Source organism: Pseudomonadota bacterium (assembly GCA_018823135.1).
Taxonomy (GTDB): Bacteria; Desulfobacterota; Desulfobulbia; order Desulfobulbales; family CALZHT01; genus JAHJJF01.
In genome coordinates this window covers 31,799-53,653 of record JAHJJF010000083.1, presented here as the reverse complement: position 1 = coordinate 53,653, position 21,855 = coordinate 31,799, and the positions used below count along the sequence as shown (strand labels likewise).

The following is a 21,855-nucleotide window of genomic DNA, read 5'->3' as shown; positions in this document are numbered from 1 at the left end:
AGTAAATCCCATTCATTAAACGTAATGAAAGGAAATAAAAGGTGCTGCCGTGGAAGAACTTTTTAGTTTTTTTACCAAGGAAAAGAAGCCGGTAAGTTTTAAATCCGTAAGAATATCACTTGCCTCCCCGGAAAAAATCAGGGACTGGTCCCATGGAGAAGTGAAGAAGCCTGAGACCATTAACTACAGAACTTTCAAGCCTGAAAGGGAGGGGTTGTTCTGTGCCAAGATTTTTGGACCGGTTAAGGATTACGAATGTAATTGCGGAAAATACAAGCGGATGAAACACCGCGGTGTTGTCTGTGAAAAATGCGGTGTTGAAGTTATCCAGTCCAAAGTTCGTCGTGAGCGAATGGGGCATATTGAGCTTGCTGCGTCCGTAGCCCATATCTGGTTTCTGAAAAGTCTGCCGAGCAAGATTGGTAATCTGCTTGATATGACTCTCAAGGAGCTTGAGAAGGTTCTTTACTTTGATTCCTACGTTGTTGTTAAATCCCAGGGAGGTGGCGCGCCTGCAGTCGGGCAGCTGCTGAACGAAGAGAACTACCGTCAGGCTGTGGAAGAGTTTCCAGGTAAGTTTGTTGTTGGTATCGGTGCAGCGTCTATCAAGGAAATGCTGAAAAATATTGAACTTGCCGAACTTTCGGTTCAGCTCCGCGACGAAATGCGCAAAACCGGATCCATGGCCAAACGTACAAAACTCGGGAAACGTCTGAATGTTGTTGAAGCGTTCAAAGATTCCGGGAACAGGCCAGAGTGGATGGTGCTCGATGTCATTCCGGTTTTACCTCCGGATCTCCGTCCCCTTGTCCCGCTTGAAGGGGGTCGTTTTGCAACCTCTGATCTCAATGATCTGTATCGAAGGGTTATAAACAGAAACAACAGGCTTAAAAGACTTCTTGAGTTGGATGCTCCCGAGATTATTATCCGCAACGAGAAACGGATGCTCCAGGAAGCCGTTGACGTGCTTTTTGATAACGGCCGCCGGGGAAAAGTCATTACCGGGCCAAATAAACGTCCTCTGAAATCGCTGAGTGACATGCTGAAAGGCAAGCAGGGGCGTTTCAGGCAGAATCTGCTTGGCAAGCGTGTTGATTATTCCGGGCGTACGGTTATCGTCGTCGGCCCCCATCTCAGGCTTCACCAGTGCGGATTGCCAAAGAAAATGGCTCTCGAGCTGTTCAAACCTTTCATCTACAATAAGCTCGAGTTGCATGGATATGTCACAACAATTAAAAGCGCCAGAAAGATGGTTGAAAGCGGCACCAAGGAAGTGTGGGATGTGCTTGATGAGGTGGTTCAGGAATATCCGATTATTCTGAACCGCGCACCTACTCTGCATCGACTAGGTATGCAAGCGTTTGAGCCAGTTCTCATTGAAGGAAAAGCCATTCAGCTGCATCCGTTGGTCTGTTCGGCTTTTAACGCTGACTTTGACGGCGACCAGATGGCCGTGCATATTCCTTTAACCGTTGAGGCGCAGATTGAAGCTCGCGTCCTGATGATGTCAACCAATAATATACTTTCACCTGCAAACGGTGAACCGATTATTATTCCATCTCAGGATATTGTTCTGGGGCTTTATTATATGTCTCGCGAACGTTTTATGGCCCAGGGTGAAGGTAAGATTTTTTCATCTCCGGATGAAGCCAGGATCGCTTATGATTACGGCGAGATTCATTTACAGGCCAAAATCATTGTGCGTATTGACGGAAAGCGTATAGAAACCACCGTCGGAAGAATTTTGTTAGGCGAACTTCTGCCTCCAAAAGTTCCTTTCAAACTGGTCAATAGAGCACTTAACAAAAAAGAACTTGCAAAGCTGATCGACTATGCCTATCGCTATGCAGGGACCAAAGAAACTGTAATTCTCGCTGACCGCCTTAAGGATATAGGCTACGAGTATGCCACCAGAGCGGCGATTTCCATATCCATAAATGATATGAAGATCCCTGTAAATAAGGAGAATATTCTTGCGACCTCCGAGAATGAAGTGCTTGAGGTTGAAAAACAATATACCGATGGTCTCATTACCTCCGGTGAGAAGTATAATAAGGTTGTTGACATCTGGTCTCGCGCAACGGATAAAGTTGCCCAGGAAATGATGCAGGAGATGAGTGTCGAATACGTTCGAGATAAGAATAAAAAACTCGTTGAAACGCCGAGTTTCAACCCCATATTTATTATGGCTGACTCCGGCGCGAGGGGTAGTAAGGACCAGATCAGACAGCTTGCTGGAATGCGTGGGTTGATGGCTAAGCCTTCCGGGGCAATTATTGAGTCGCCGATTAAGGCCAATTTCCGCGAGGGCTTGAGCGTTCTTGAATATTTCATTTCCACCCACGGCGCTCGAAAAGGTCTGGCTGATACTGCATTAAAGACAGCAAACTCAGGGTATCTTACCCGGCGGCTTGTGGATGTTGCCCAGGATTCAACTATTGTGGACAGGGATTGCGAAACCCTCGACGGAATCGTTGCCGAACCTTTGATGGAAGGCGGTGAAGTAATTCAACCGGTTGGCGAGCGGATTCTTGGGCGCGTTGCTCTTGAGGATATTGTTGATCCCTTTACCGGTGAAATTCTGCTGGCTGCAAATGAACAGATTACTGAGGATATCGTCAGCGTTATCGATAACGCCGGCATTGACCGGGTACTAATCCGTTCTGTTTTGACATGCAGATCACAAAGAGGTGTCTGTGCCATGTGTTACGGTCGAGATCTTGGCCGCGGGCACATGGTTAATATCGGTGAAGCGGTCGGTATCATTGCCGCTCAGTCGATTGGTGAGCCCGGCACCCAGTTGACCATGAGAACATTTCATATAGGCGGTACAGCCAGCCGTAGCGTTGAAACTGCGGAAGTTCGTATAAATCATGGCGGTGCCGTCAAGTATCAAAATCTTCACACTGTCCAAAACTCCGAGGGTAAGAGAGTTGTAATGAACCGGAATGGTGAAGTCTGCATAGTCGGCGCCAAAGGTCGCGAGCTTGAACGGCATTCAGTGAATTACGGCGCACTCCTCTATGTTGATGACGGAGATAAAGTTGATCCGGGCGCGCTGGTTGCGAACTGGGATCCGTATACGATTCCCATTGTCAGTGAAACAGGCGGTTATATTAAGTTTGGAGATATTGTCGAAGGTATGACTATGCAGGAGCGAGTCGATCCGATTACCGGAAAGTCAAGCTCGGTCATCATGCAGCCCAGAGCAGGACAATTGAATCCCCGGATTTCTTTGAAAGATGATAAAGGCAAGGCGGTAAAATTGCCAAAGACAGGCTCTCCTGCGCGTTATTCATTGCCGGTCGGGGCGATTATTTCCGTTACCGAAGGTGATCTGATTGAACCGGGAACCGTTATTGGAAAGATTCCTCGTGAAACCACAAAAACAAAGGATATTACCGGTGGTCTGCCGCGGGTAGCCGAACTTTTTGAAGTACGGAAACCCAAGGAATACGCAATCATTACCGAAATCGACGGCCAGGTCAGTTACGGTAAAGACCTGAAAGGTAAAAAAAGGGTTATTGTTACTCCGGAAATCGGTGAAGCAAAGGAATATTTGATTCCTAAAGGGAAGCATGTCAGCGTTCATGAGGGAGATTATGTCAAGGCAGGAGAGCCTTTGATGGATGGTTCTCCTGATCCCAATGATATTCTCCGGGTTCTCGGTGTTAAAGAGCTTGCGAAATTCCTTGTCAATGAAATTCAGGAAGTCTATCGCCTCCAGGGTGTTAAAATTAATGATAAACACATCGAGGTAATAGTCCGACAGATGTTGAGGCGTGTACAGATCACCAAAGTTGGAGACAGTACCTTCATGCTGGGCGAGCAGGTTGAATGGTGGAGATTTGCCGAACAGAATGAAAAAATCATTAAGGCAGGTGGTAAGCCGGCCGTTGCTGAACCGTTGCTCCTGGGGGTCACTAAGGCTTCGCTGAGTACCGACAGCTTTATATCTGCGGCGTCGTTTCAAGAAACAACCAAGGTTCTCACTAATGCTGCGATAGCAGGTAAAATAGATGATCTCAGCGGTCTAAAAGAAAATGTTATTATGGGCCGTCTGGTGCCTGCGGGCACCGGCCTTGACCGGTATTCGAAGATGCTGAACAGATAAATAAGTTTGTTCTTGACAAGCGAATACGCTTCGATTAAATATTCCGGTTTCGTTTTGTGGAGTTGGACAGTTTCAGAATTTGTTTCTCAAAAAAATGAGAACGTCTTGAGACGATAATTAATATAGTATAACAGGAGTTAATATTCATGCCCACCATTAATCAATTGGTACGGCAAGGGCGTAAGAAGGCGGTTAAAAGAACAAATACCCCTGCCCTCCAAGGTTCCCCTCAGAAGCGCGGTGTTTGCGTTCGTGTATACACAACGACACCCAAGAAGCCTAACTCTGCGCTTCGTAAAGTAGCCAGGGTTCGATTGACTAACGGGATAGAGGTTACTTCCTATATTCCAGGTGTTGGCCACAATCTCCAGGAGCATTCCGTTGTGTTGATCAGGGGCGGCAGGGTAAAAGACCTTCCTGGTGTTCGATATCACATTATTCGCGGAACCCTTGATACTCTCGGAGTATCTGATCGGAGACAAGGGCGTTCTAAATATGGAGCAAAACGTCCTAAATAATAGCGACGTTTGTAAGATAAGGAGCAGATTCAATGCCAAGACGTAAACTTGTAGCAAAGCGACCAACAGTTCCTGATCCCCGGTTTAATAGCGTACTTGTTTCAAAATTTGTTAACGGGCTCATGGAAAGAGGCAAGAAAAGCGTCGCGCGTAGTATTTTTTATGGCGCAATGGATATTATTGAAGAACGTGTATCGGAAGCTGATCCGTTGGCGGTCTTTGAAAAGGCCATGGACAAGGTCAGGCCGAGAGTTGAGGTGAAATCCAGGCGTGTGGGTGGTGCAACGTATCAGGTGCCCGTGGAAGTCCGTCCGGAAAGAAGAAATGCACTTGCCATACGATGGATTGTCGGATTTTCCCTGAAAAGATCGGGTCGATCCATGGCTGAGAAACTTGCTGCTGAGTTATCCGATGCTTTTAACAATCGAGGCGGTGCCGTTAAGAAACGTGAGGATACTCACAAGATGGCAGATGCCAACAAGGCATTCGCCCATTATCGCTGGTAAATAAACGGGTGATTGTTGATTTCCTCAATTGACAAATTGGTTGAGGTAGTTTATGTATGCGTGGTTCGTTTTCGGGGGCAGAAGTAACTCAATAGGATCTGCCGGGAGAATCATTTGGTGATGACAACAGTTTTGTTGAGGAAAGAAATCAGTCGTGGCATCAAATGTACCGCTCAAGCGGTTACGCAATATAGGCATTATGGCCCACATAGATGCGGGCAAGACGACAACCACCGAAAGGATACTTTTTTATACTGGTCGTTCTCATAAAATCGGTGAGGTTCATGACGGTGCCGCAGTCATGGACTGGATGGAACAAGAACAGGAGCGCGGCATTACCATCACCTCCGCTGCCACCACATGTGAATGGCACGAACACAAGATTAATATAATTGACACACCCGGGCATGTTGATTTCACCATTGAAGTGGAACGCTGTCTCAGGGTTTTAGACGGCGCAATAGCCGTTTTCTGTGCGGTCGGAGGAGTTGAACCTCAGTCCGAAACAGTTTGGCATCAAGCGGATCATTATTCGATTCCCCGCATTGCCTTTATAAATAAGATGGATCGTATTGGCGCTGATTTTGAGCGCTGTATAAATATGATTGGCGAACGTCTGGGAGCCAATCCTCTCCCCATTCAGTTACCCGTGGGTTCCGAGGATAAATTTCAGGGAGTCATTGACCTCATTACACAAAAAATGCTGGTCTTTGACCAAGAGTCTCAGGGATTGCTGGTGATTGAAAAAGAAATCCCGGGCGAAATCATAGAAAAATCTACGGCTGCACGTATGGCCCTCATCGAGAAGCTGGCCGACTTTGATGAGGGGGTCATGGAAAAATTTCTCGAAGAGCAACCAGTTGCCGTTGAAGAGATTTACCGGGCCATTAGGAAAGCTACCTTGAGTTTAGAGGTGGTGCCGGTACTCTGCGGAAGTGCATTTAAGAATAAAGGTGTCCAACCTTTGTTGGATGCTGTGGTCGCCTATTTACCTTCACCCCTTGATGTTCCTCCCATACATGGCGAGAACAGCAAGGGAGAGGTTGAGACCAGAAAAGCCAGCGATAAAGAAAAGTTTGCTGCTTTAGCTTTTAAACTTGCAACAGACCCTTTTGTTGGTAACCTTGCATATATACGTGTTTATTCTGGCATTTTAAAACTCGGTGACAAAGTTTATAATTCGGCCAAGCACAAGCAGGAAAAGATTGGCCGGATAGTAAATATGCATGCCAACAAACGGCATGAAGTCAAAGAGATTGGGCCGGGCGACATAGCAGCGATTGTTGGGTTACGATTTACTACTACCGGCGACACTTTATGTGCGGCGGGCGATACGATTCGCCTCGAGACCATCGATTTCCCTGAGCCGGTTATAAGTATTGCAATAGAACCAAAGGGCAAGGCCGACGAAGAAAAGCTTAATGACAGTCTGGCCAAGATTGCCATGGAAGACCCTTCTTTTCGGGTATCCAGCAATGCTGATACCGGTCAGACTATTATTTCCGGGATGGGTGAATTACATCTCGAGATAATCATTGACCGCCTCATGAGAGAATTTAAAGTGGGGGCCAATGTCGGCAAGCCGCAGGTTGCTTATAAAGAAACGGTAAATCAACTTGCCAGGGCCGAAGGTAAATTTGTTCAGCAGGCAACAGGCAAGACTCAATACGGTCATGTCTGGCTTGAAGTTGAACCCCTTGAAAGAGGGGATGGATTTAAATTTGAAAACCGGATTGCAGAAGGGACCATCCCAAAGGGTTTTATCGCTGCTATTCAGAAAGCGATCGAAGGAAATCTCGATTCAGGCGCTTTAATAGGCTTCCCGGTTATTGATATCAAGGTAAGTCTCATTGATGGATCTTACCATGAAGTAGATTCTACGGAACAGGCATTTGGAATTGCATCTGCCATGGCGTTCCGGAAAGCGCTTACCGAAGCGAAACCGGCTCTTCTCGAGCCGATTATGGAATTGGAAGTACTTGTTCCTGAATCCTTTCTTGGGGATGTCATTGCTGACTTAAACAGCAAAAGAGCCAAGATAATGGGCATGGACAGTCAGAGCAATATACTTCAAAAGGTTAAGGCCCATGTGCCGCTTTCGGAAATGTTCGGATATTCAACGGACTTACGATCCGCAACTCAGGGAAGGGCCAGTTTTACAATGCAGTACATTACTTATGATAGAGTGCCAGAAAATATAGCTGAGCATATCGTTCAAAAGGTTAGAGGGCTAATCTGAACAATTCTTAATAGAACGAACGAGGAAGGACAATGGCAAAAGAAAAATTTCAACGCACAAAACCCCATGTAAACATCGGAACCATTGGTCATATTGATCACGGCAAGACCACCCTGACGGCAGCAATAACTACTGTATTGTCTTATAAGGGACTGGCAAAGAGCACCGCCTTTGATGAGATCGATAAAGCGCCGGAAGAAAAAGAGCGCGGTATCACCATAGCCACGGCACATGTCGAATACGAGACCTTAAACCGTCATTATGCTCATGTGGACTGTCCGGGACATGCCGACTACATTAAGAATATGATTACCGGTGCAGCGCAGATGGACGGCGCAATTCTGGTAGTAGGCGCCGACGACGGCCCCATGCCCCAGACCCGTGAGCATATCCTGCTCGCCCGTCAGGTTGGTGTGCCGTCCATCGTAATTTTCTTGAATAAATGTGACATGGTAGACGATGAAGAACTGATCGAACTCGTTGACATGGAACTTCGCGAGCTTTTGACCAAGTATGAATTTCCCGGCGACGATACTCCGATTATCCAGGGAAGCGCCTTGAAAGCACTTGAGAATCCCACGGATGAAGCGGCCACCAAATGTATTTTTGATTTGATGGATGCTGTTGACGCATTTATTCCCGAGCCACCGCGAGACATAGACAAGCCATTTTTGATGCCGGTGGAGGATGTCTTTTCGATATCCGGACGCGGTACAGTTGCAACGGGTCGTATCGAACGCGGCATAGTAAAGGTCGGCGAAGAGATTTCGATCATCGGTATTCGTGATACAGCAAAGACTACGGTAACCGGAGTTGAGATGTTCCGGAAAATCCTTGATGAAGGTCGAGCCGGCGATAATGTCGGTATCCTTCTTCGCGGCACCAAACGAGAAGACATCGAGCGCGGTCAGGTATTGGCCAAACCCGGCAGCATCACTCCACATACCAAGTTCATGGCTGAGTGTTACATTCTGAGCAAGGAAGAGGGTGGTCGTCATACGCCGTTTTTTAACGGGTATCGTCCGCAGTTTTATTTCCGGACCACCGACGTAACGGGAATTGTGACCTTGCCAGAGGGCGTCGAGATGGTAATGCCGGGGGATAACGTCACAGTAGAAGGGGCGCTGATCACCCCGATCGCCATGGAAGATGGTCTTCGTTTTGCAATCCGCGAGGGTGGCAGAACCGTTGGTGCCGGCGTTATCAATAAGATTATTGAATAGGTGAAACGAATATGATGCCCACACAAAAAATACGTATCCGGCTGAAAGGATATGATCATAAATTACTTGATCAGTCGACAATTGAGATTGTAGAAACAGCAAAACGGACTGGTGCGACAATTGCTGGGCCGATTCCTCTGCCGACTTCAATTAATAAGCATTGTGTATTGCGTTCACCCCATGTGGATAAGAAATCAAGAGAACAATTCGAAATGCGGACTCATCGCAGATTGCTTGATATCCTTGAGCCGACGCAACAGACAATTGATGCCCTTATGAAGCTCGAACTTTCCGCCGGTGTTGATGTGGAAATTAAGCTGTAAATTGAGTTTGATCAGGGCGCTGATAGTTTTTTTCTTAGGTACATGCACGTTGATGTGTGATGTGAATTAATATTAAAGACTGGAAATGGGTAAATACAATGCCTAAGACGGTAGGAATGTTAGGTAAAAAACTTGGGATGACCCGGATTTATTCAGAAGAAGGATCCGCGCAGGGTGTTACTGTTATCGAGGCAGGCCCTTGTGTAGTGCTTCAGAAAAAGACTGTGGCAAAGGACGGCTATAATGCCATCCAGGTCGGTTTCGGGAGTAAAAAGGAATCACGGATGAATAAACCCGAGGCAGGTCATGTGAAGCGAGCCGGCAAAGGCGGATTCTATCATATAAAAGAATTTCGCGTCAATGATGTTGATCTATATGAAACAGGCCAGGAGATAAAAATTTCTGACCTTTTTAAGGTAGGCGACATTATAGATATAAGCGGTGTTACAAAAGGTCGTGGATTTCAGGGAGTTATAAAACGTCATGGTTTTAGTGGCGGCAATAAGACCCATGGCTCCATGTTTCATAGAGCCCCTGGTTCAATTGGCTGCAGTGCATGGCCGAGCCGTGTAATTCCAGGGAAAAAAATGCCTGGCCGTATGGGCAACCAGTTGGTCACTAAGAAGAACGTTATTATTCTGGATGTCAGACCTGAAGATAACGTATTGGTCCTTAAGGGACCGGTTCCCGGCAGTGACGAGAGTGTTGTGCATATATTTACTAAATAAACGGATTTGATGACCATTCTTTAGGGAGCGGTACCATGGCTGTAGCTGAAGTGTTGAACATAGAAAATAAAAAGGTTGGCGAGATTGAGTTGAATGATTCGATCTTTGGGGTTGAAGTTGATACTCATATAATTCACGATGTTGTTCGTATGCAGCTTGCCAACCGTAGAGCAGGGACGGCTTGTACCAAAACAAGAGCTGAGGTACAAGGCGGTGGTGCAAAGCCCTGGAAGCAAAAAGGTACAGGAAGAGCACGGGCGGGAAGTCGACGGTCGCCTCTTTGGCGCGGTGGTGGTACGACTTTCGGTCCGAAACCCAAAAGTTATTCATACAAATTGCCCAAGAGAGTCAGAAGACTTGGAATTCGTATGGCTCTAAGCGCCAAATATGCTGAAAGCAATATGATCGTGCTTGATGATTTCCAGCTCGATGAAATAAAAACCAAGAAATTTCTGAATGTCATGAATGCATTCAGTCTGGAAGGCGCATTGATTGTCACCCCTGATCGCAATGAAAACCTTGAGAGATCATCAAGAAATGTCCATGGGTTCAAGGTCATGCCGATTTCCGGACTCAATGTTTTTGACATTCTTCTTTATAAGCATATAATTTTACTTCAACCCTGTCTGGGGCAACTTGAAAAGAGGTTGCTGTCATGAAGAACGTATATCAAGTAATCAAGAAGGCCTGTCTCACTGAAAAGGGAATGGGGCTTCAGGAAGAGAACAATCAGATTGTCATTAAAGTTGATCGTCGTGCAAATAAGATCGAAATAAAATCTGCTGTTGAGAAAATGTTTAATGTGAAAGTCTCACAGGTTCGGACGGCGAACATGCACGGTAAGATGAAACGGGTCGGCAAGAAAATCGGTTACACTGGAGACTGGAAAAAAGCGTATGTCTCTCTGATGGAAGGGAACAAGGTCGATTTTCTTGAAGGACTTTGATACCCTGTTTGATCGGCCTATTTAAATAAAAATGCTGGTTTTTAATTACAAATAATTTGGGGTTTCAAATGGCTACAAAAACCTATAATCCGACATCACCGGGAAGGCGTTCACTTGTTTCGATCGTTAATCCCGATTTGTCCAAAAAACGGCCTGAAAAAAGCTTGGTCCAACCACTGAGCAAATCCGGCGGAAGAAATAATAACGGCAGAATTACGGCCAGACACATTGGTGGCGGCCATAAGAGAAAGTACCGTGTTATCGATTTCAAACGTGATAAGGTAGACGTTCCTGCCAAGGTAGCTGAAATTGAATATGACCCGAATCGGTCGGCCAACATTGCCCTTCTTTTTTATAACGACGGTGAGAAACGATATATTCTCTCACCGCACGGAATTAAACTCGGGGATATTGTTGAGGCTGGAGAAACAGTTGATATACGTATTGGTAATTGCATGCCGATGGGTAATATGCCGTTAGGCAGTGTTATTCATAATATCGAGATGCGAATCGGCAAAGGCGCCCAGATGGTTCGAAGTGCCGGGGTTTCAGCGCAGTTGATGGCCAAGGAAGGAGATCATGTCCTTGTCAAATTGCCCTCCGGCGAAGTGAGGCGTTTTCATAAGAAATGTAGAGCCTGTATCGGTCAGATTGGAAATATTGAGCATGAAAGTGCAAAAATGGGCAAAGCCGGCCGTAATCGCTGGAAAGGCCGTAGACCGAAAGTCAGGGGTGTTGCGATGAACCCGCATGACCATCCGATGGGCGGTGGTGAAGGAAAGAGCTCCGGCGGTCGACATCCATGTACTCCATGGGGTGTTCCGACAAAAGGTTATAAGACCAGAAAAAGAAAAAGCTCTGATAACGATATCATCAAGAAAAGGTCATAACTAGGAGAATAGAAACCATGGGACGTTCAGTTAAAAAAGGTCCATTTATTGATGACCATTTGATGAAAAAAGTTATACAGGCCAAAGAAACAGGATCACGGAAAGTTATAAAAACCTGGTCCAGGCGCTCAGATGTAACTCCTGATATGGTCGGTTTGACTTTAGCCGTGCACAACGGCAAAAAATTTATACCTGTTTTTGTTACTGAGAATATGGTTGGTCATAAGCTTGGAGAATTTTCCCCGACCCGGACCTTCTATGGTCATGCTAACAGGAAATAAGGTTAATTACTTTTTTAGTAACGCGATAAGGAGTTAAGACAAAATGGAAGCAAAAGCTCTTGCTCGGCATATAAGAATTTCTCCACAGAAGGCACGCCTGATCGCTGATCTGGTTCGGGGTAAGGATATTGAAACCGCTATTAACACATTACGTTTCATGCCCAAGAAAGGTGCTCGAATTTTACGGAAAGTTGTTGAATCCGCTGTAGCTAATGCCAGTCAGAATGAGGCAATAGATGTGGATACCCTCTATATTAAGATCATCCATATTGACGGCGGTCCGATGCTGAAAAGGATAAGACCACGAGCAATGGGAAGGGCAACAAAAATTTTAAAAAGATCCAGCCATATTACAGTTATACTGGACGAGCAATAAAAAACGTCCTTTATAGGTGCTGAAGTTAACGCTATAAGTTTAATTTGATCATGGAGGAAGATTTTGGGCCAGAAAGTTAATCCAATCGGTATGCGGCTAAATATTGTGCGCACCTGGGAGTCCACCTGGTATGCCGACCGGGACTATGCGAAATTCTTACTGGAAGACCAGAAGATCCGGAAATACATCAAAAAAAGATTGTATCATGCTGGCGTTTCCAAAATGAAAATAGCCCGTACCGGAGAAAAACTGAAAATAAAATTACATACTGCTCGACCTGGTATTGTAATCGGTAAGAAGGGTGCTGAGATTGAAGCACTGAAAGCGGATCTTGATAAACTTACAAATCGTCAATGCCATGTTGATATTCAGGAAATAAGAAGGCCTGAAGCGGATGCTCAGTTAGTGGCAGAAAATATTGCGCTCCAGCTTGAACGACGGGTTGCTTTTCGACGGGCGATGAAGAAGGCTGTAAATGTTGCCTTGAAGTTTGGCGCTAAAGGTATTAAGATATCCTGTTCCGGTCGTCTGGGTGGTGCTGAAATGTCCAGAACAGAATGGTATCGTGAGGGTCGTGTCCCTCTCCACACCCTGAGAGCGGATATTGATTATGGGGTTGCTGAGGCACACACTACATATGGCCTCATCGGTGTGAAGGTTTGGATATTCAAAGGCGAAGTGTTTAGCGACACAGAACTTCAGGAATAATAGACAACCCCCATTACATCTAAAGAATATTTTTAGTTGAAAAATAAGAAATTTAAATAATTAGGTTGCAAAATGCTTAGTCCAAAAAAAGTAAAACACAGAAAGCAGTTTAAGGGCCGCCTGAAAGGCAGTGCAAATCGTGGTTCTACTATAGCATTTGGTAAGTATGCCCTTAAAGCTGTTGAGCCCGGAAAGATGACCGCGCAACAAATTGAGGCTGCACGTATTGCTATTAATAGAAAGGTAAAGCGTGGCGGGAAAATGTGGATTCGTGTTTTTCCTGATAAACCTATTACCTCAAAGCCTGCTGAAACTCGTATGGGTAAAGGAAAAGGAGCCCATGATTCTTGGGTCGCACCTATTCATGCAGGTCGTATCCTCTATGAACTGGACGGTGTCGATGAAAGTCTTGCCGTAATAGCCCTCACACTGGCTGGCAATAAGCTTCCTTTTGCAACCAAGGTGATTATGTTGGAGTCGACTCTATGAAAATGAAAGAAATACGGGAATTGACTGAAGATGCTCTTGCCGTCAAACTTGCTGATGTATCAGAAGAGCTTTTTAAGCTCAAATTTCAGCACAGCATCAGACCGCTTGAAAATCCTGCGAATTTACGTGAACTTCGTAAAAATATCGCCAGGATCAAGACAGTAATGATTGAAAAGCGAGCAGACGAAAATTAATCGGGACTTCTTTTAGACAGACACCCATGATTATCAGGGAATGGAAATGAGTGATATTAAAAAAGCACGTAAAACAAGAGTTGGTTTAGTTATCAGTAATAAAATGGGCAGTAGCATTGTTGTCCGTACTGAGCAGGTTACTCGTCATAAGCTGTATGGTAAGATTATGCGCAGACATGTTAAATACATGGCTGATGATCCAGAAAACACCTGTAATATTGGAGATCGTGTGCTTATTGAAGAATGCAGACCTTTAAGCAAAATGAAGCACTGGCGACTTCGTGAAATTATTGAAAAAGCTGTCTAAAGAAAGAATATTCGATTCCAGATCGTCGAAAACAACAACCTGACTGTATTGAATGATTTAGAATTTTTTACATGCATGTTTGTTAATTCGAGAGATTTCATGAAGCAATCAGATAATTTGGTGAAGTTATGATACAGACCGAAAGTACACTTAATGTCGCAGACAATTCTGGAGCCAAAAAAGTTTTGTGCATCCGGGTCCTGGGTGGAACGAGACGTCGTTATGCAAAAGTCGGCGACGTTATAGTTGTGACTGTGAAAGAAGCCATACCCAACGGCAAGGTAAAGAAAGGCGATGTCATGAGAGCTGTTATTGTGCGGACTTCAAAAGAAATTCGCCGAATGGATGACACCTCCGTTAAGTTTGATGATAATTCTGCCGTTTTGTTGAGTAGCAACGGTGAACCGATCGGAACCAGAATTTTTGGGCCGGTCGCCAGAGAATTAAGGGCCAAAGGGTACATGAAGATAATATCTCTTGCCCCAGAAGTATTATAAATAGCTCGAAGTTTTAAGTGGTTGCCTTGGTAAATTTATAATAGCAATTATAAGGTATCCATTATTTAGGTCATATGAGGCGGATAAAATGCAGACTGGATTGAGTAAAATAAAGTTAAATGATCAGGTAGAAGTAATCGCCGGCAAAGATAAGGGTAGAGTCGGCAAAGTGATCAAGATTGTTAGCAATTCGAATAAAGCCCTGGTTGAAAAGGTTAATATGATCAAGCGTCATACCAAACCAAACATGGCAAGCCAGCAAGGCGGCATCATAGACAAGGAAGCGCCGATTCATGTTTCCAACCTCAAGATAATCTGCCCTAAATGTTCGAAAACTGCCCGTGTTGGGAAGAAGATTTTGGAAGATGGGTCAAAGGTTCGTGTTTGCAAAAAATGTGGAGAATCAGTAGAAGCCAAGGCCTGATAAGGGTCGGAGGTTTTTGGAGACGATAATGGCCGGATTGAAAGAATATTATGAAAAAGAATGTGTGCCGCAGCTCATGAACGAGTTCGGGTACAAAAGTATTATGCAGGTGCCTAAGATTACCAAGATTGTATTGAATATGGGTCTTGGTGAGGCGGTGCAAAATTCAAAAATTATTGATAGCGCCTCTGAAGAACTTACTCGAATCGCCGGTCAAAGGGCTGTTGTAACCCGGGCAAAAAAATCTATTGCAACCTTTAAACTGCGGGAGGGAATGCCTATCGGCTGTAGGGTCACCTTGCGTAGCGACAGGATGTATAATTTTTTAAGCAAACTTGTGCATATAGCATTACCGCGTGTACGTGATTTTCGTGGTATATCCCCTAAAGGATTTGATGGTCGTGGTAATTTCGCCATGGGTATCAAGGAACACATTATTTTCCCTGAAATCGATTACGATAAGATCGATAAGATTAAGGGGTTGAATATCTGTATTAATACAGATGCCAAAACAGATAATGAAGGGCGTTTTCTCCTGCGATTACTTGGGATGCCTTTCCGTAAATAATTTTGAAAAACAAAGTTCGGGAGGAAGAGGTTGGCTAAGAAATCATTAATAGCAAAGAGTGAGCGCAAGCCCAAGTTCAACGTGAGGGCTTATAACAGATGTCCGCTATGTGGCAGACCGCGTGCATTTATTAGAAAATTCGGTATATGCAGAATATGTTTCCGAAATATGGCACTCAGAGGTGAAGTTACCGGTGTTACGAAATCTAGCTGGTAAGTAACCTTGCATAGGCGAATGTAAGTCTGTTGCTTGAGAACATTAATTGGTCTTTGCCTGAGATCAATTTTTAATTGTACCTTAAGGAGTAGTTTCGATGTCAATGAGCGATCCTCTGGCAGATATGCTGACCAGGATAAGAAATGCCGGAATGGTGAAGTTTGAAAGTGTGGATATTCCATATTCTAACTTGAAAGCTGGTGTGGCCGAGATTTTAAAACAGGAAGGCTATATCAATGACTACCAGGTTATTAAAGGCGACAAGCAAGGTGTTTTAAAGGTCAACCTTAAATATGACCAAGATGATGTGAGAGTCATAACCGGCCTTAAGAGAGTCAGTTCACCTGGTCGGCGTGTCTATGTTAAGTCAGATAAAATTCCAAAAGTTATGAGTGGTCTCGGTATTGCCATTATTTCAACTTCAAAAGGGCTTATAACTGATCGAGAAGCCAAAAAAACTGGTATCGGCGGTGAGTTGCTCTGCGAAGTCTGGTAAGTGTTGACTGTCTATTTGATAAGCGATAATCAGGTCTTAGATTTTTTTGCTGTAAGATATAGAGACCATCATTTTTTGTTAAACGAGTGGAGATAAGCCATGTCAAGGATTGGTAGTAAACCTATTCCTGTTCCAAAAGGGGTCAAGGTTGATTTAAACGGATTGCATGTCAAGGTCACCGGCCCGAAAGGAACCTTGGAAAGAGATATCCGCCCTGAAATTGAACTTGTTGCATCAGAAGGGAATATACTTGTGAAGACCAAGGATATTAGCAAGAGGACCGTTGCTTTTTCCGGGTTGACCAGGACTCTTGTGGATAACATGGTTCAGGGCGTTGAGCATGGGTTTAAGAAGAATCTGCTTATTGAAGGAGTTGGATACCGGGCTGAGGCTTCGGGAAAAGATTTAATCCTCCATGTCGGTTATTCAAATCCGGTTCAGTTTAAAATGCCCGAGGGCGTGAGTGTATTAGTTGAAAAAAATAAAGTTACCCTTGAATCAATTGATAAAGAATTACTAGGACTTACAGCGGCACGTATCCGTGAAGTGCGTAAACCCGAGCCCTATAAAGGCAAGGGGATACGTTACGCAGATGAACATGTTGTACGAAAAGTCGGTAAGTCTGCAGGTAAATAGTTATTTATAAAGTTAGATAAATCGGAAGGCAGGATATGGCAAAGACAAACCCGAAAGCTGTAGCACGTACAAAACGTGTAAAGCGTATCAGAAAGAAAATTATAGGAACCCCTGAGCGGCCTCGTCTTAGAGTATTTAAGACCGCAAAGCATATATATGCTCAGGTTATAGATGACACGGCAGGAGCCACATTGGCAGCAATGTCAACGATAAACAAAAAATTCGTTCCTGAGGATAGTAAGGGTAAAACTGCTTTGGCACGTAGAGTGGGATTACTCCTGGCAGGTCTTGCAAAAGAAAAGGGAATTGAAACGGTTGTTTTTGATCGTGGTGGGTACATTTATCATGGAAGGATAAAGGCCCTGTCTGAAGGGGCAAGAGAAGGTGGGTTAGTTTTTTAGCGCCGCATAAAAGAATGAACGAAGCACATTGGGGGTAATACCTTGGCTAATTTCAGAAATGATAATGCTGATGATCAGCTGATCGAAAAAATAGTCTATATCAACCGGACCGCAAAGGTTGTTAAAGGCGGCAGACGTTTTAGTTTCAGTGCGATTTGTGTTGTTGGAGATGGCAAGGGAAGGGTCGGGTATGGTTTGGGTAAAGCGAACCAAGTTCCCGATGCCATTAAGAAAGGAGTAGAAAAGGCGCGCCGGGACATGAAAAAGGTGTCTATAACCGCGGCAAGCATCCCACATGAGATTAAAGGGAAGTTCGGAGCCGGAAAAGTCATGTTGAAACCTGCTTCTGAGGGTACTGGAGTTATTGCCGGTGGTGCAGTACGTGCTGTACTTGAGGCGGCCGGTGTTCAGAATATTTTGACAAAATGTTTAGGATCCCATAATCCGCATAATCTTGTGAAAGCGACACTTGATGGATTACTCAGGTTGAGAACTCCTGAACATATTGCTGCAATCAGAAATAAATCAGTTGAAGAGATAATGTAAAACCATTCTTTTGATATTCCATTTTGATGGAAATGAAGGATACGTAAAATAGGTAAGAAAATGGCCAATGAACTCAAGATGACCTTGAAGAAAAGTAAAATTGGAAGCACCAAGAAGATCCACGCAACATTGACAGGACTGGGTCTTACTCGTACCAATAAAACTGTAATACGCAAAGATACGCCTGAAATCCGTGGCATGTTGAGAAAGGTTCAACATCTTGTGGTAGTGGAGGAATAATAATGTTGACTTTAAGTAATCTTTCGCCGCATCCTGGTTCCAGGAAACAGAGGAAACGCATAGGTCGCGGACCAGGTTCCGGCCACGGGAAGACATCTACCAAAGGGCATAAGGGTGCAAGAGCTCGTTCCGGATATACTGCAAAACTCGGTTTCGAAGGTGGACAGATGCCTTTGCATCGAAGACTGCCTAAACGCGGATTTACAAATAATTTCAAGAAACTCTTTGCCGTTGTAAACGTTAAGGATCTTGAACGATTTGAGGCTGGAACCAGAATTGACCGACAGGTTTTGGTTGACGCCGGACTTGTAGCAAAAAAATATCCACAGGTAAAAATACTTGGTGACGGCGAACTTACCAAATCTGTGAAGGTTGCTGTTGATAAAGTGAGTGTTTCCGCAAGCGAAAAAATCAAGGCTGCTGGCGGTAGCATTGAGGAATAGTATATGAAAAGCGGGTTCCAGAGCGCAGCAAATATACCCGAGCTCAGGCGGCGAATTCTTTTTACGCTCATGATGCTCGCAGTTTACCGTGTTGGCGTTCAGATTCCCACCCCTGGCATCAATGGCGAAGCTTTAAGTAGTTTTTTTACACAGAAAGCCGGAACTATTTTTGACATGTTCAACATGTTCTCCGGTGGGGCTTTGGAGAATTTTTCTATCTTTGCATTGGGTATAATGCCCTATATCAGTGCATCTATTATATTTCAGTTGTTAACTGTGGTTGTCCCCCAGCTTGAGGCTTTGTCTAAAGAAGGGGAGGCGGGCCGCAGAAAAATTACTCAGTATACCCGCTATGCCACTGTTGCATTGAGTCTGGTTCAGGGCATGTTTATAAGCATTGGTCTTGAAAGCATGGCGGCTCCTTCGGGCAGTGAAATGATTGTTATAAGTCCGGGATGGCATTTTCGGATTATGACGATCATAACGCTTACGTCAGGCACTGCTTTTATCATGTGGCTTGGTGAGCAGATGAGTGAAAGAGGGATTGGCAATGGGATATCACTGATAATTTTTGCAGGAATTGTTGCGAGAATGCCTGCCGCCATTGTTAATACGGGTCAGATGATTGGTACCGATCAGATGCCTCTTATTCTGGTACCCCTCTTATTGGCGATGATGGCTGGAGTTATTGCAATTATAATTTTCTTTGAAACAGCACAACGCAGGATACCCATTCAGTATGCAAAGCGGATGGTGGGACGAAAGATGTATGGTGGTCAACAATCGCATCTGCCTCTCAAGATTAATATGGCAGGAGTAATACCACCCATTTTTGCTTCATCGATTATGATGTTTCCTGCAACCATCGGCCAGTTTATTCAAGTTGAGTGGGTGCAGCAAGCCTCTGCTTATATGCAATGGGGAAGCCTTACGCATACTATTTTTTATGTCGGGATGATCATCTTTTTCTGCTTTTTTTATACCGCAGTTACATTTAATCCTGTTGATGTTGCAGAAAATTTAAAGAAAAACGGTGGATTTATACCAGGTGTCAGACCAGGGAAAAAATCTGCGGAATTTATCGATAAAATAATGGTCCGAATCACAGTAATCGGCGCAATTTATGTGAGTGCTGTTTGTGTTTTGCCCACAATATTAATATCAAAAATTAATGTTCCGTTTTACTTTGGTGGCACTGCTTTGCTAATTGTTGTGGGAGTTGCTATTGATACATTGGCGCAGATTGAATCTCATACCGTGATGCGCAATTACGATGGCTTTTTAAAGACAGGCAGAATTAAAGGGCGCCGTTAAATTTCGGGTTAAGTTTTAAATGGGTAAGGCAATAATCCTGAAATCTCCTGCAGAGATTGAGATAATGCAGGAAGCAAATCAAATTGTTGCTGAAACTCTTGAGATGCTCCGAGAGCATATTTATCCAGGACAATCGACTTTACAACTTGATCATCTTGCAGAAAAGTTTTCCATCCAGCTGGGAGGAATTCCTGCATTCAAGGGATATCGCGGGTTTCCAGCAAGTTTATGCGTATCGATTAATGAACAGGTTGTTCACGGGATACCTTCAAAAAAAGTTTTGTTAAAAGAAGGTGACATAATCAGCATAGACTTCGGGATTAAATATCGAGGCTTTTATGGTGACGCTGCGGTTACCATCCCGGTAGGCACAATTAACCCTGAAAAGGCGAGACTTCTCAAAGTAACTGAGGAGTCATTATATATAGGGATTGAAAAAGCGCGTTCAGGAAACAGAGTAAACGATATTTCAAAGGCTGTACAACAGCACGTTGAGAAACATAATTTTTCCGTTGTGAGACAGTTTGTCGGACATGGTATAGGGTCGAATTTACATGAGGCCCCGGAAATTCCAAATTATAGCAGGAAAGAAAGAACGCCGAAATTATTGCCAGGAATGGTTCTTGCCATAGAGCCTATGGTTAATATTGGAACTCATGAAGTAACCGTATTGCGAGACGGGTGGACGGTGATAACTTCTGATAAATCGTCATCAGCGCATTTTGAACACTCCGTTGCAATTACTGAAGATGAGCCTATTATATTGAGTAAGAAATCTTAGCTTTACTTTTTTTATTTCAAGAAATATATAAAAAAGTGTTGAGCAAAGTATGCTAAATAGGTTAAAGTTTTTAGCTTTGCTGAAATGCACTCGTTCCGGGATTAATTTTCCGAATATAAATACTTAAGAGATGTTAAGGAAGATTTTATGCCGAAGGAAGAGGCTATACAGGTTGAGGGTACAATTATAGAGCCGCTTCCCAATGCGATGTTTCGCGTCGAACTTGATAATGGGCATAGGGTTCTAGCTCATATATCCGGAAAGATGCGGATGCATTTTATAAAGATTCTCCCGGGTGACCGTGTAACCGTTGAACTTTCTCCCTATGATCTGACAAGGGGGCGGGTAACATTCCGGGCAAGGAACCAGCGCGGAGATAAAAAATAAAGCCTTTTATAGGATATACGTTATGAAAGTCAGAGCTTCAGTCAAAAAAATGTGTAGTGATTGCCGTGTTTTTAAACGGAAAGGTGTAGTTCGTGTTTCTTGTAAAACTAAAAAACACAAGCAACGGCAAGGTTAGTAGTTAAATAAATATATTGATCAAGGGGAGGAAAGCCTTGGCACGCATAGCTGGTGTAGATTTACCAAAAAATAAACATATGGAAATTGCTCTTACCTATATTCATGGTATAGGGCGGACTTCTGCAAGAAAGATCCTTGATAAAGTCAAGCTTGCTTACGATAGCAGCAGCGACGCTATAACGGACGCAGATGTTGCCGGCATTAGAAAGATCCTCGACGATGAATACCCGGTTGAAGGTGATCGGCGTCGAGAAGTTGCCATGGATATCAAGAGACTCATGGATCTGGGTTGTTATCGGGGTCTCAGGCATCGCAAGGGATTACCTTGCAGAGGGCAACGGACCAAAACCAATGCGCGGACCCGAAAAGGACCGCGACGTGGGCCGGGAGCCAAGAAGAAATAATCTTTAGCGTTGCTTTGGGATATTCCCAATGAAAAGATTAGCATAATATTATATTTCAGGAGTTATGAATGGCCAGTCCGAAAGTCAAGCGTGTAAAGCGCAAAGAGAAAAAGAGCGTACCTGAAGGGATAGTCAGTATTAAATCCACATTCAATAATACGATAGTTACCATTGCAGATAAACAGGGAAATGTTATTGCGTGGTGCAGTTCCGGTTGCCTTGGGTTTAAAGGATCACGAAAAAGCACACCATTTGCGGCACAAAATGCTGTGGATAATGCGGCGAAAAAGGCAATTGAGCAAGGAATGAGACGTGTTGAAGTCAATGTGAAAGGGCCCGGACCCGGGCGTGATGCAGCGATCAGAGCTCTTCAGGTTGCCGGTTTTGATGTAAGTTCAATTTCAGACATTACTCCGATTCCGCATAACGGCTGCAAACCACCCAAGAGAAGGCGAGTTTGATAATTTATTACGGTTTACTAAAAGCCGGCAGGGATTTTTTATTACAGGATATGGAGGTTAA

Annotated in this window: 32 protein-coding genes; all 32 read left to right on the top strand. The window is 44.3% G+C overall.

Annotated features, from left to right (window positions below):
- Positions 1 to 49: 49 nt before the first annotated feature.
- The 32 genes from rpoC to rpsK all read left to right on the top strand — a co-directional run bounded on the left by rpoC (position 50) and on the right by rpsK (position 21,794).
- Positions 50 to 4,114: a DNA-directed RNA polymerase subunit beta' gene (gene rpoC / locus KKE17_08730; protein MBU1710073.1), complete on the top strand. Its 4,065-nt coding sequence runs from the start codon at positions 50 to 52 to the stop codon at positions 4,112 to 4,114.
- Positions 4,115 to 4,260: 146 nt separating this feature from the next.
- Positions 4,261 to 4,632: a 30S ribosomal protein S12 gene (rpsL, locus tag KKE17_08725; protein MBU1710072.1), complete on the top strand. Its 372-nt coding sequence runs from the start codon at positions 4,261 to 4,263 to the stop codon at positions 4,630 to 4,632.
- Positions 4,633 to 4,664: 32 nt separating this feature from the next.
- On the top strand, positions 4,665 to 5,138 hold the full coding sequence (gene rpsG, locus KKE17_08720; GenBank protein ID MBU1710071.1) for a 30S ribosomal protein S7: 474 nt from the start codon (positions 4,665 to 4,667) through the stop codon (positions 5,136 to 5,138).
- Between the two features lie 154 nt (positions 5,139 to 5,292).
- Entirely contained in the window at positions 5,293 to 7,377 is a 2,085-nt protein-coding gene (fusA, locus tag KKE17_08715) for an elongation factor G (protein ID MBU1710070.1), read from the top strand.
- Between the two features lie 32 nt (positions 7,378 to 7,409).
- A complete protein-coding gene (gene tuf / locus KKE17_08710; GenBank protein ID MBU1710069.1) occupies positions 7,410 to 8,600 on the top strand; it encodes an elongation factor Tu in 1,191 nt (396 codons plus the stop codon).
- A 14-nt stretch (positions 8,601 to 8,614) separates the two neighbouring features.
- Entirely contained in the window at positions 8,615 to 8,923 is a 309-nt protein-coding gene (gene rpsJ, locus KKE17_08705) for a 30S ribosomal protein S10 (protein MBU1710068.1), read from the top strand.
- 98 nt (positions 8,924 to 9,021) lie between these two features.
- Complete coding sequence (gene rplC / locus KKE17_08700; GenBank protein MBU1710067.1) at positions 9,022 to 9,651, top strand: 50S ribosomal protein L3; 630 nt, start codon at positions 9,022 to 9,024, stop codon at positions 9,649 to 9,651.
- 35 nt (positions 9,652 to 9,686) lie between these two features.
- On the top strand, positions 9,687 to 10,310 hold the full coding sequence (gene rplD, locus KKE17_08695) for a 50S ribosomal protein L4 (GenBank protein MBU1710066.1): 624 nt from the start codon (positions 9,687 to 9,689) through the stop codon (positions 10,308 to 10,310).
- Complete coding sequence (locus KKE17_08690) at positions 10,307 to 10,597, top strand: 50S ribosomal protein L23 (protein MBU1710065.1); 291 nt, start codon at positions 10,307 to 10,309, stop codon at positions 10,595 to 10,597. The genes rplD and KKE17_08690 overlap by 4 nt, the downstream gene beginning before the upstream one ends.
- Before the next feature lie 68 nt (positions 10,598 to 10,665).
- Positions 10,666 to 11,487: a 50S ribosomal protein L2 gene (rplB, locus tag KKE17_08685; GenBank protein ID MBU1710064.1), complete on the top strand. Its 822-nt coding sequence runs from the start codon at positions 10,666 to 10,668 to the stop codon at positions 11,485 to 11,487.
- A gap of 17 nt (positions 11,488 to 11,504) precedes the next feature.
- A complete protein-coding gene (gene rpsS, locus KKE17_08680; protein ID MBU1710063.1) occupies positions 11,505 to 11,768 on the top strand; it encodes a 30S ribosomal protein S19 in 264 nt (87 codons plus the stop codon).
- 43 nt (positions 11,769 to 11,811) lie between these two features.
- On the top strand, positions 11,812 to 12,144 hold the full coding sequence (rplV, locus tag KKE17_08675) for a 50S ribosomal protein L22 (protein MBU1710062.1): 333 nt from the start codon (positions 11,812 to 11,814) through the stop codon (positions 12,142 to 12,144).
- Positions 12,145 to 12,207: 63 nt separating this feature from the next.
- Positions 12,208 to 12,852, top strand: coding sequence for a 30S ribosomal protein S3 (rpsC, locus tag KKE17_08670; GenBank protein MBU1710061.1), 645 nt, complete (start codon positions 12,208 to 12,210; stop codon positions 12,850 to 12,852).
- A gap of 72 nt (positions 12,853 to 12,924) precedes the next feature.
- The gene (gene rplP / locus KKE17_08665) at positions 12,925 to 13,341 is read left to right on the top strand and encodes a 50S ribosomal protein L16 (GenBank protein ID MBU1710060.1); all 417 of its coding nucleotides are present in this window, start codon (positions 12,925 to 12,927) and stop codon (positions 13,339 to 13,341) included.
- Positions 13,338 to 13,535 carry a 50S ribosomal protein L29 gene (gene rpmC / locus KKE17_08660; GenBank protein ID MBU1710059.1) on the top strand — a complete coding sequence of 66 codons (198 nt, stop codon included), beginning with the start codon at positions 13,338 to 13,340 and terminating at the stop codon, positions 13,533 to 13,535. The genes rplP and rpmC overlap by 4 nt, the downstream gene beginning before the upstream one ends.
- A gap of 40 nt (positions 13,536 to 13,575) precedes the next feature.
- On the top strand, positions 13,576 to 13,842 hold the full coding sequence (rpsQ, locus tag KKE17_08655) for a 30S ribosomal protein S17 (protein MBU1710058.1): 267 nt from the start codon (positions 13,576 to 13,578) through the stop codon (positions 13,840 to 13,842).
- A gap of 128 nt (positions 13,843 to 13,970) precedes the next feature.
- A complete protein-coding gene (gene rplN, locus KKE17_08650; GenBank protein MBU1710057.1) occupies positions 13,971 to 14,339 on the top strand; it encodes a 50S ribosomal protein L14 in 369 nt (122 codons plus the stop codon).
- 88 nt (positions 14,340 to 14,427) lie between these two features.
- Positions 14,428 to 14,763: a 50S ribosomal protein L24 gene (gene rplX, locus KKE17_08645; protein ID MBU1710056.1), complete on the top strand. Its 336-nt coding sequence runs from the start codon at positions 14,428 to 14,430 to the stop codon at positions 14,761 to 14,763.
- A 28-nt stretch (positions 14,764 to 14,791) separates the two neighbouring features.
- Positions 14,792 to 15,331 (top strand): 50S ribosomal protein L5, encoded by a 540-nt coding sequence (gene rplE, locus KKE17_08640; GenBank protein MBU1710055.1) that lies wholly within the window; start codon positions 14,792 to 14,794, stop codon positions 15,329 to 15,331.
- A 30-nt stretch (positions 15,332 to 15,361) separates the two neighbouring features.
- Complete coding sequence (locus KKE17_08635; protein MBU1710054.1) at positions 15,362 to 15,547, top strand: type Z 30S ribosomal protein S14; 186 nt, start codon at positions 15,362 to 15,364, stop codon at positions 15,545 to 15,547.
- A 97-nt stretch (positions 15,548 to 15,644) separates the two neighbouring features.
- On the top strand, positions 15,645 to 16,043 hold the full coding sequence (gene rpsH / locus KKE17_08630; GenBank protein MBU1710053.1) for a 30S ribosomal protein S8: 399 nt from the start codon (positions 15,645 to 15,647) through the stop codon (positions 16,041 to 16,043).
- A 99-nt stretch (positions 16,044 to 16,142) separates the two neighbouring features.
- Positions 16,143 to 16,679: a 50S ribosomal protein L6 gene (gene rplF, locus KKE17_08625; GenBank protein ID MBU1710052.1), complete on the top strand. Its 537-nt coding sequence runs from the start codon at positions 16,143 to 16,145 to the stop codon at positions 16,677 to 16,679.
- Positions 16,680 to 16,714: 35 nt separating this feature from the next.
- Complete coding sequence (rplR, locus tag KKE17_08620; GenBank protein ID MBU1710051.1) at positions 16,715 to 17,080, top strand: 50S ribosomal protein L18; 366 nt, start codon at positions 16,715 to 16,717, stop codon at positions 17,078 to 17,080.
- Positions 17,081 to 17,122: 42 nt separating this feature from the next.
- Positions 17,123 to 17,626 (top strand): 30S ribosomal protein S5, encoded by a 504-nt coding sequence (gene rpsE, locus KKE17_08615; protein MBU1710050.1) that lies wholly within the window; start codon positions 17,123 to 17,125, stop codon positions 17,624 to 17,626.
- Positions 17,627 to 17,686: 60 nt separating this feature from the next.
- Complete coding sequence (gene rpmD / locus KKE17_08610) at positions 17,687 to 17,866, top strand: 50S ribosomal protein L30 (protein ID MBU1710049.1); 180 nt, start codon at positions 17,687 to 17,689, stop codon at positions 17,864 to 17,866.
- A gap of 2 nt (positions 17,867 to 17,868) precedes the next feature.
- Positions 17,869 to 18,309, top strand: coding sequence for a 50S ribosomal protein L15 (rplO, locus tag KKE17_08605; GenBank protein MBU1710048.1), 441 nt, complete (start codon positions 17,869 to 17,871; stop codon positions 18,307 to 18,309).
- 3 nt (positions 18,310 to 18,312) lie between these two features.
- Positions 18,313 to 19,623 (top strand): preprotein translocase subunit SecY, encoded by a 1,311-nt coding sequence (gene secY / locus KKE17_08600; protein MBU1710047.1) that lies wholly within the window; start codon positions 18,313 to 18,315, stop codon positions 19,621 to 19,623.
- A 19-nt stretch (positions 19,624 to 19,642) separates the two neighbouring features.
- Positions 19,643 to 20,404, top strand: coding sequence for a type I methionyl aminopeptidase (gene map / locus KKE17_08595; protein MBU1710046.1), 762 nt, complete (start codon positions 19,643 to 19,645; stop codon positions 20,402 to 20,404).
- 147 nt (positions 20,405 to 20,551) lie between these two features.
- A complete protein-coding gene (gene infA / locus KKE17_08590; protein ID MBU1710045.1) occupies positions 20,552 to 20,791 on the top strand; it encodes a translation initiation factor IF-1 in 240 nt (79 codons plus the stop codon).
- Between the two features lie 22 nt (positions 20,792 to 20,813).
- Positions 20,814 to 20,927, top strand: coding sequence for a 50S ribosomal protein L36 (rpmJ, locus tag KKE17_08585; protein ID MBU1710044.1), 114 nt, complete (start codon positions 20,814 to 20,816; stop codon positions 20,925 to 20,927).
- Between the two features lie 37 nt (positions 20,928 to 20,964).
- The gene (gene rpsM / locus KKE17_08580) at positions 20,965 to 21,333 is read left to right on the top strand and encodes a 30S ribosomal protein S13 (GenBank protein MBU1710043.1); all 369 of its coding nucleotides are present in this window, start codon (positions 20,965 to 20,967) and stop codon (positions 21,331 to 21,333) included.
- Positions 21,334 to 21,401: 68 nt separating this feature from the next.
- Positions 21,402 to 21,794 carry a 30S ribosomal protein S11 gene (gene rpsK, locus KKE17_08575; GenBank protein ID MBU1710042.1) on the top strand — a complete coding sequence of 131 codons (393 nt, stop codon included), beginning with the start codon at positions 21,402 to 21,404 and terminating at the stop codon, positions 21,792 to 21,794.
- Positions 21,795 to 21,855 lie beyond the last annotated feature (61 nt).

Bases quoted from the DNA above. Each gene is read 5' to 3' on its own strand.
- rpsL (MBU1710072.1), top strand. From the start codon at position 4,261: ATGCCCACCATTAATCAATTGGTACGGCAAGGGCGTAAGAAGGCGGTT.
- rpsG (MBU1710071.1), top strand. From the start codon at position 4,665: ATGCCAAGACGTAAACTTGTAGCAAAGCGACCAACAGTTCCTGATCCC.
- tuf (MBU1710069.1), top strand. From the start codon at position 7,410: ATGGCAAAAGAAAAATTTCAACGCACAAAACCCCATGTAAACATCGGA.
- rpsJ (MBU1710068.1), top strand. From the start codon at position 8,615: ATGCCCACACAAAAAATACGTATCCGGCTGAAAGGATATGATCATAAA.
- rplC (MBU1710067.1), top strand. From the start codon at position 9,022: ATGCCTAAGACGGTAGGAATGTTAGGTAAAAAACTTGGGATGACCCGG.
- rplD (MBU1710066.1), top strand. From the start codon at position 9,687: ATGGCTGTAGCTGAAGTGTTGAACATAGAAAATAAAAAGGTTGGCGAG.
- KKE17_08690 (MBU1710065.1), top strand. From the start codon at position 10,307: ATGAAGAACGTATATCAAGTAATCAAGAAGGCCTGTCTCACTGAAAAG.
- rplB (MBU1710064.1), top strand. From the start codon at position 10,666: ATGGCTACAAAAACCTATAATCCGACATCACCGGGAAGGCGTTCACTT.
- rpsS (MBU1710063.1), top strand. From the start codon at position 11,505: ATGGGACGTTCAGTTAAAAAAGGTCCATTTATTGATGACCATTTGATG.
- rplV (MBU1710062.1), top strand. From the start codon at position 11,812: ATGGAAGCAAAAGCTCTTGCTCGGCATATAAGAATTTCTCCACAGAAG.
- rplP (MBU1710060.1), top strand. From the start codon at position 12,925: ATGCTTAGTCCAAAAAAAGTAAAACACAGAAAGCAGTTTAAGGGCCGC.
- rpmC (MBU1710059.1), top strand. From the start codon at position 13,338: ATGAAAATGAAAGAAATACGGGAATTGACTGAAGATGCTCTTGCCGTC.
- rpsQ (MBU1710058.1), top strand. From the start codon at position 13,576: ATGGAAATGAGTGATATTAAAAAAGCACGTAAAACAAGAGTTGGTTTA.
- rplN (MBU1710057.1), top strand. From the start codon at position 13,971: ATGATACAGACCGAAAGTACACTTAATGTCGCAGACAATTCTGGAGCC.
- rplX (MBU1710056.1), top strand. From the start codon at position 14,428: ATGCAGACTGGATTGAGTAAAATAAAGTTAAATGATCAGGTAGAAGTA.
- rplE (MBU1710055.1), top strand. From the start codon at position 14,792: ATGGCCGGATTGAAAGAATATTATGAAAAAGAATGTGTGCCGCAGCTC.
- rpsH (MBU1710053.1), top strand. From the start codon at position 15,645: ATGTCAATGAGCGATCCTCTGGCAGATATGCTGACCAGGATAAGAAAT.
- rplF (MBU1710052.1), top strand. From the start codon at position 16,143: ATGTCAAGGATTGGTAGTAAACCTATTCCTGTTCCAAAAGGGGTCAAG.
- rplR (MBU1710051.1), top strand. From the start codon at position 16,715: ATGGCAAAGACAAACCCGAAAGCTGTAGCACGTACAAAACGTGTAAAG.
- rpmD (MBU1710049.1), top strand. From the start codon at position 17,687: ATGGCCAATGAACTCAAGATGACCTTGAAGAAAAGTAAAATTGGAAGC.
- rplO (MBU1710048.1), top strand. From the start codon at position 17,869: ATGTTGACTTTAAGTAATCTTTCGCCGCATCCTGGTTCCAGGAAACAG.
- secY (MBU1710047.1), top strand. From the start codon at position 18,313: ATGAAAAGCGGGTTCCAGAGCGCAGCAAATATACCCGAGCTCAGGCGG.
- map (MBU1710046.1), top strand. From the start codon at position 19,643: ATGGGTAAGGCAATAATCCTGAAATCTCCTGCAGAGATTGAGATAATG.
- infA (MBU1710045.1), top strand. From the start codon at position 20,552: ATGCCGAAGGAAGAGGCTATACAGGTTGAGGGTACAATTATAGAGCCG.
- rpmJ (MBU1710044.1), top strand. From the start codon at position 20,814: ATGAAAGTCAGAGCTTCAGTCAAAAAAATGTGTAGTGATTGCCGTGTT.
- rpsK (MBU1710042.1), top strand. From the start codon at position 21,402: ATGGCCAGTCCGAAAGTCAAGCGTGTAAAGCGCAAAGAGAAAAAGAGC.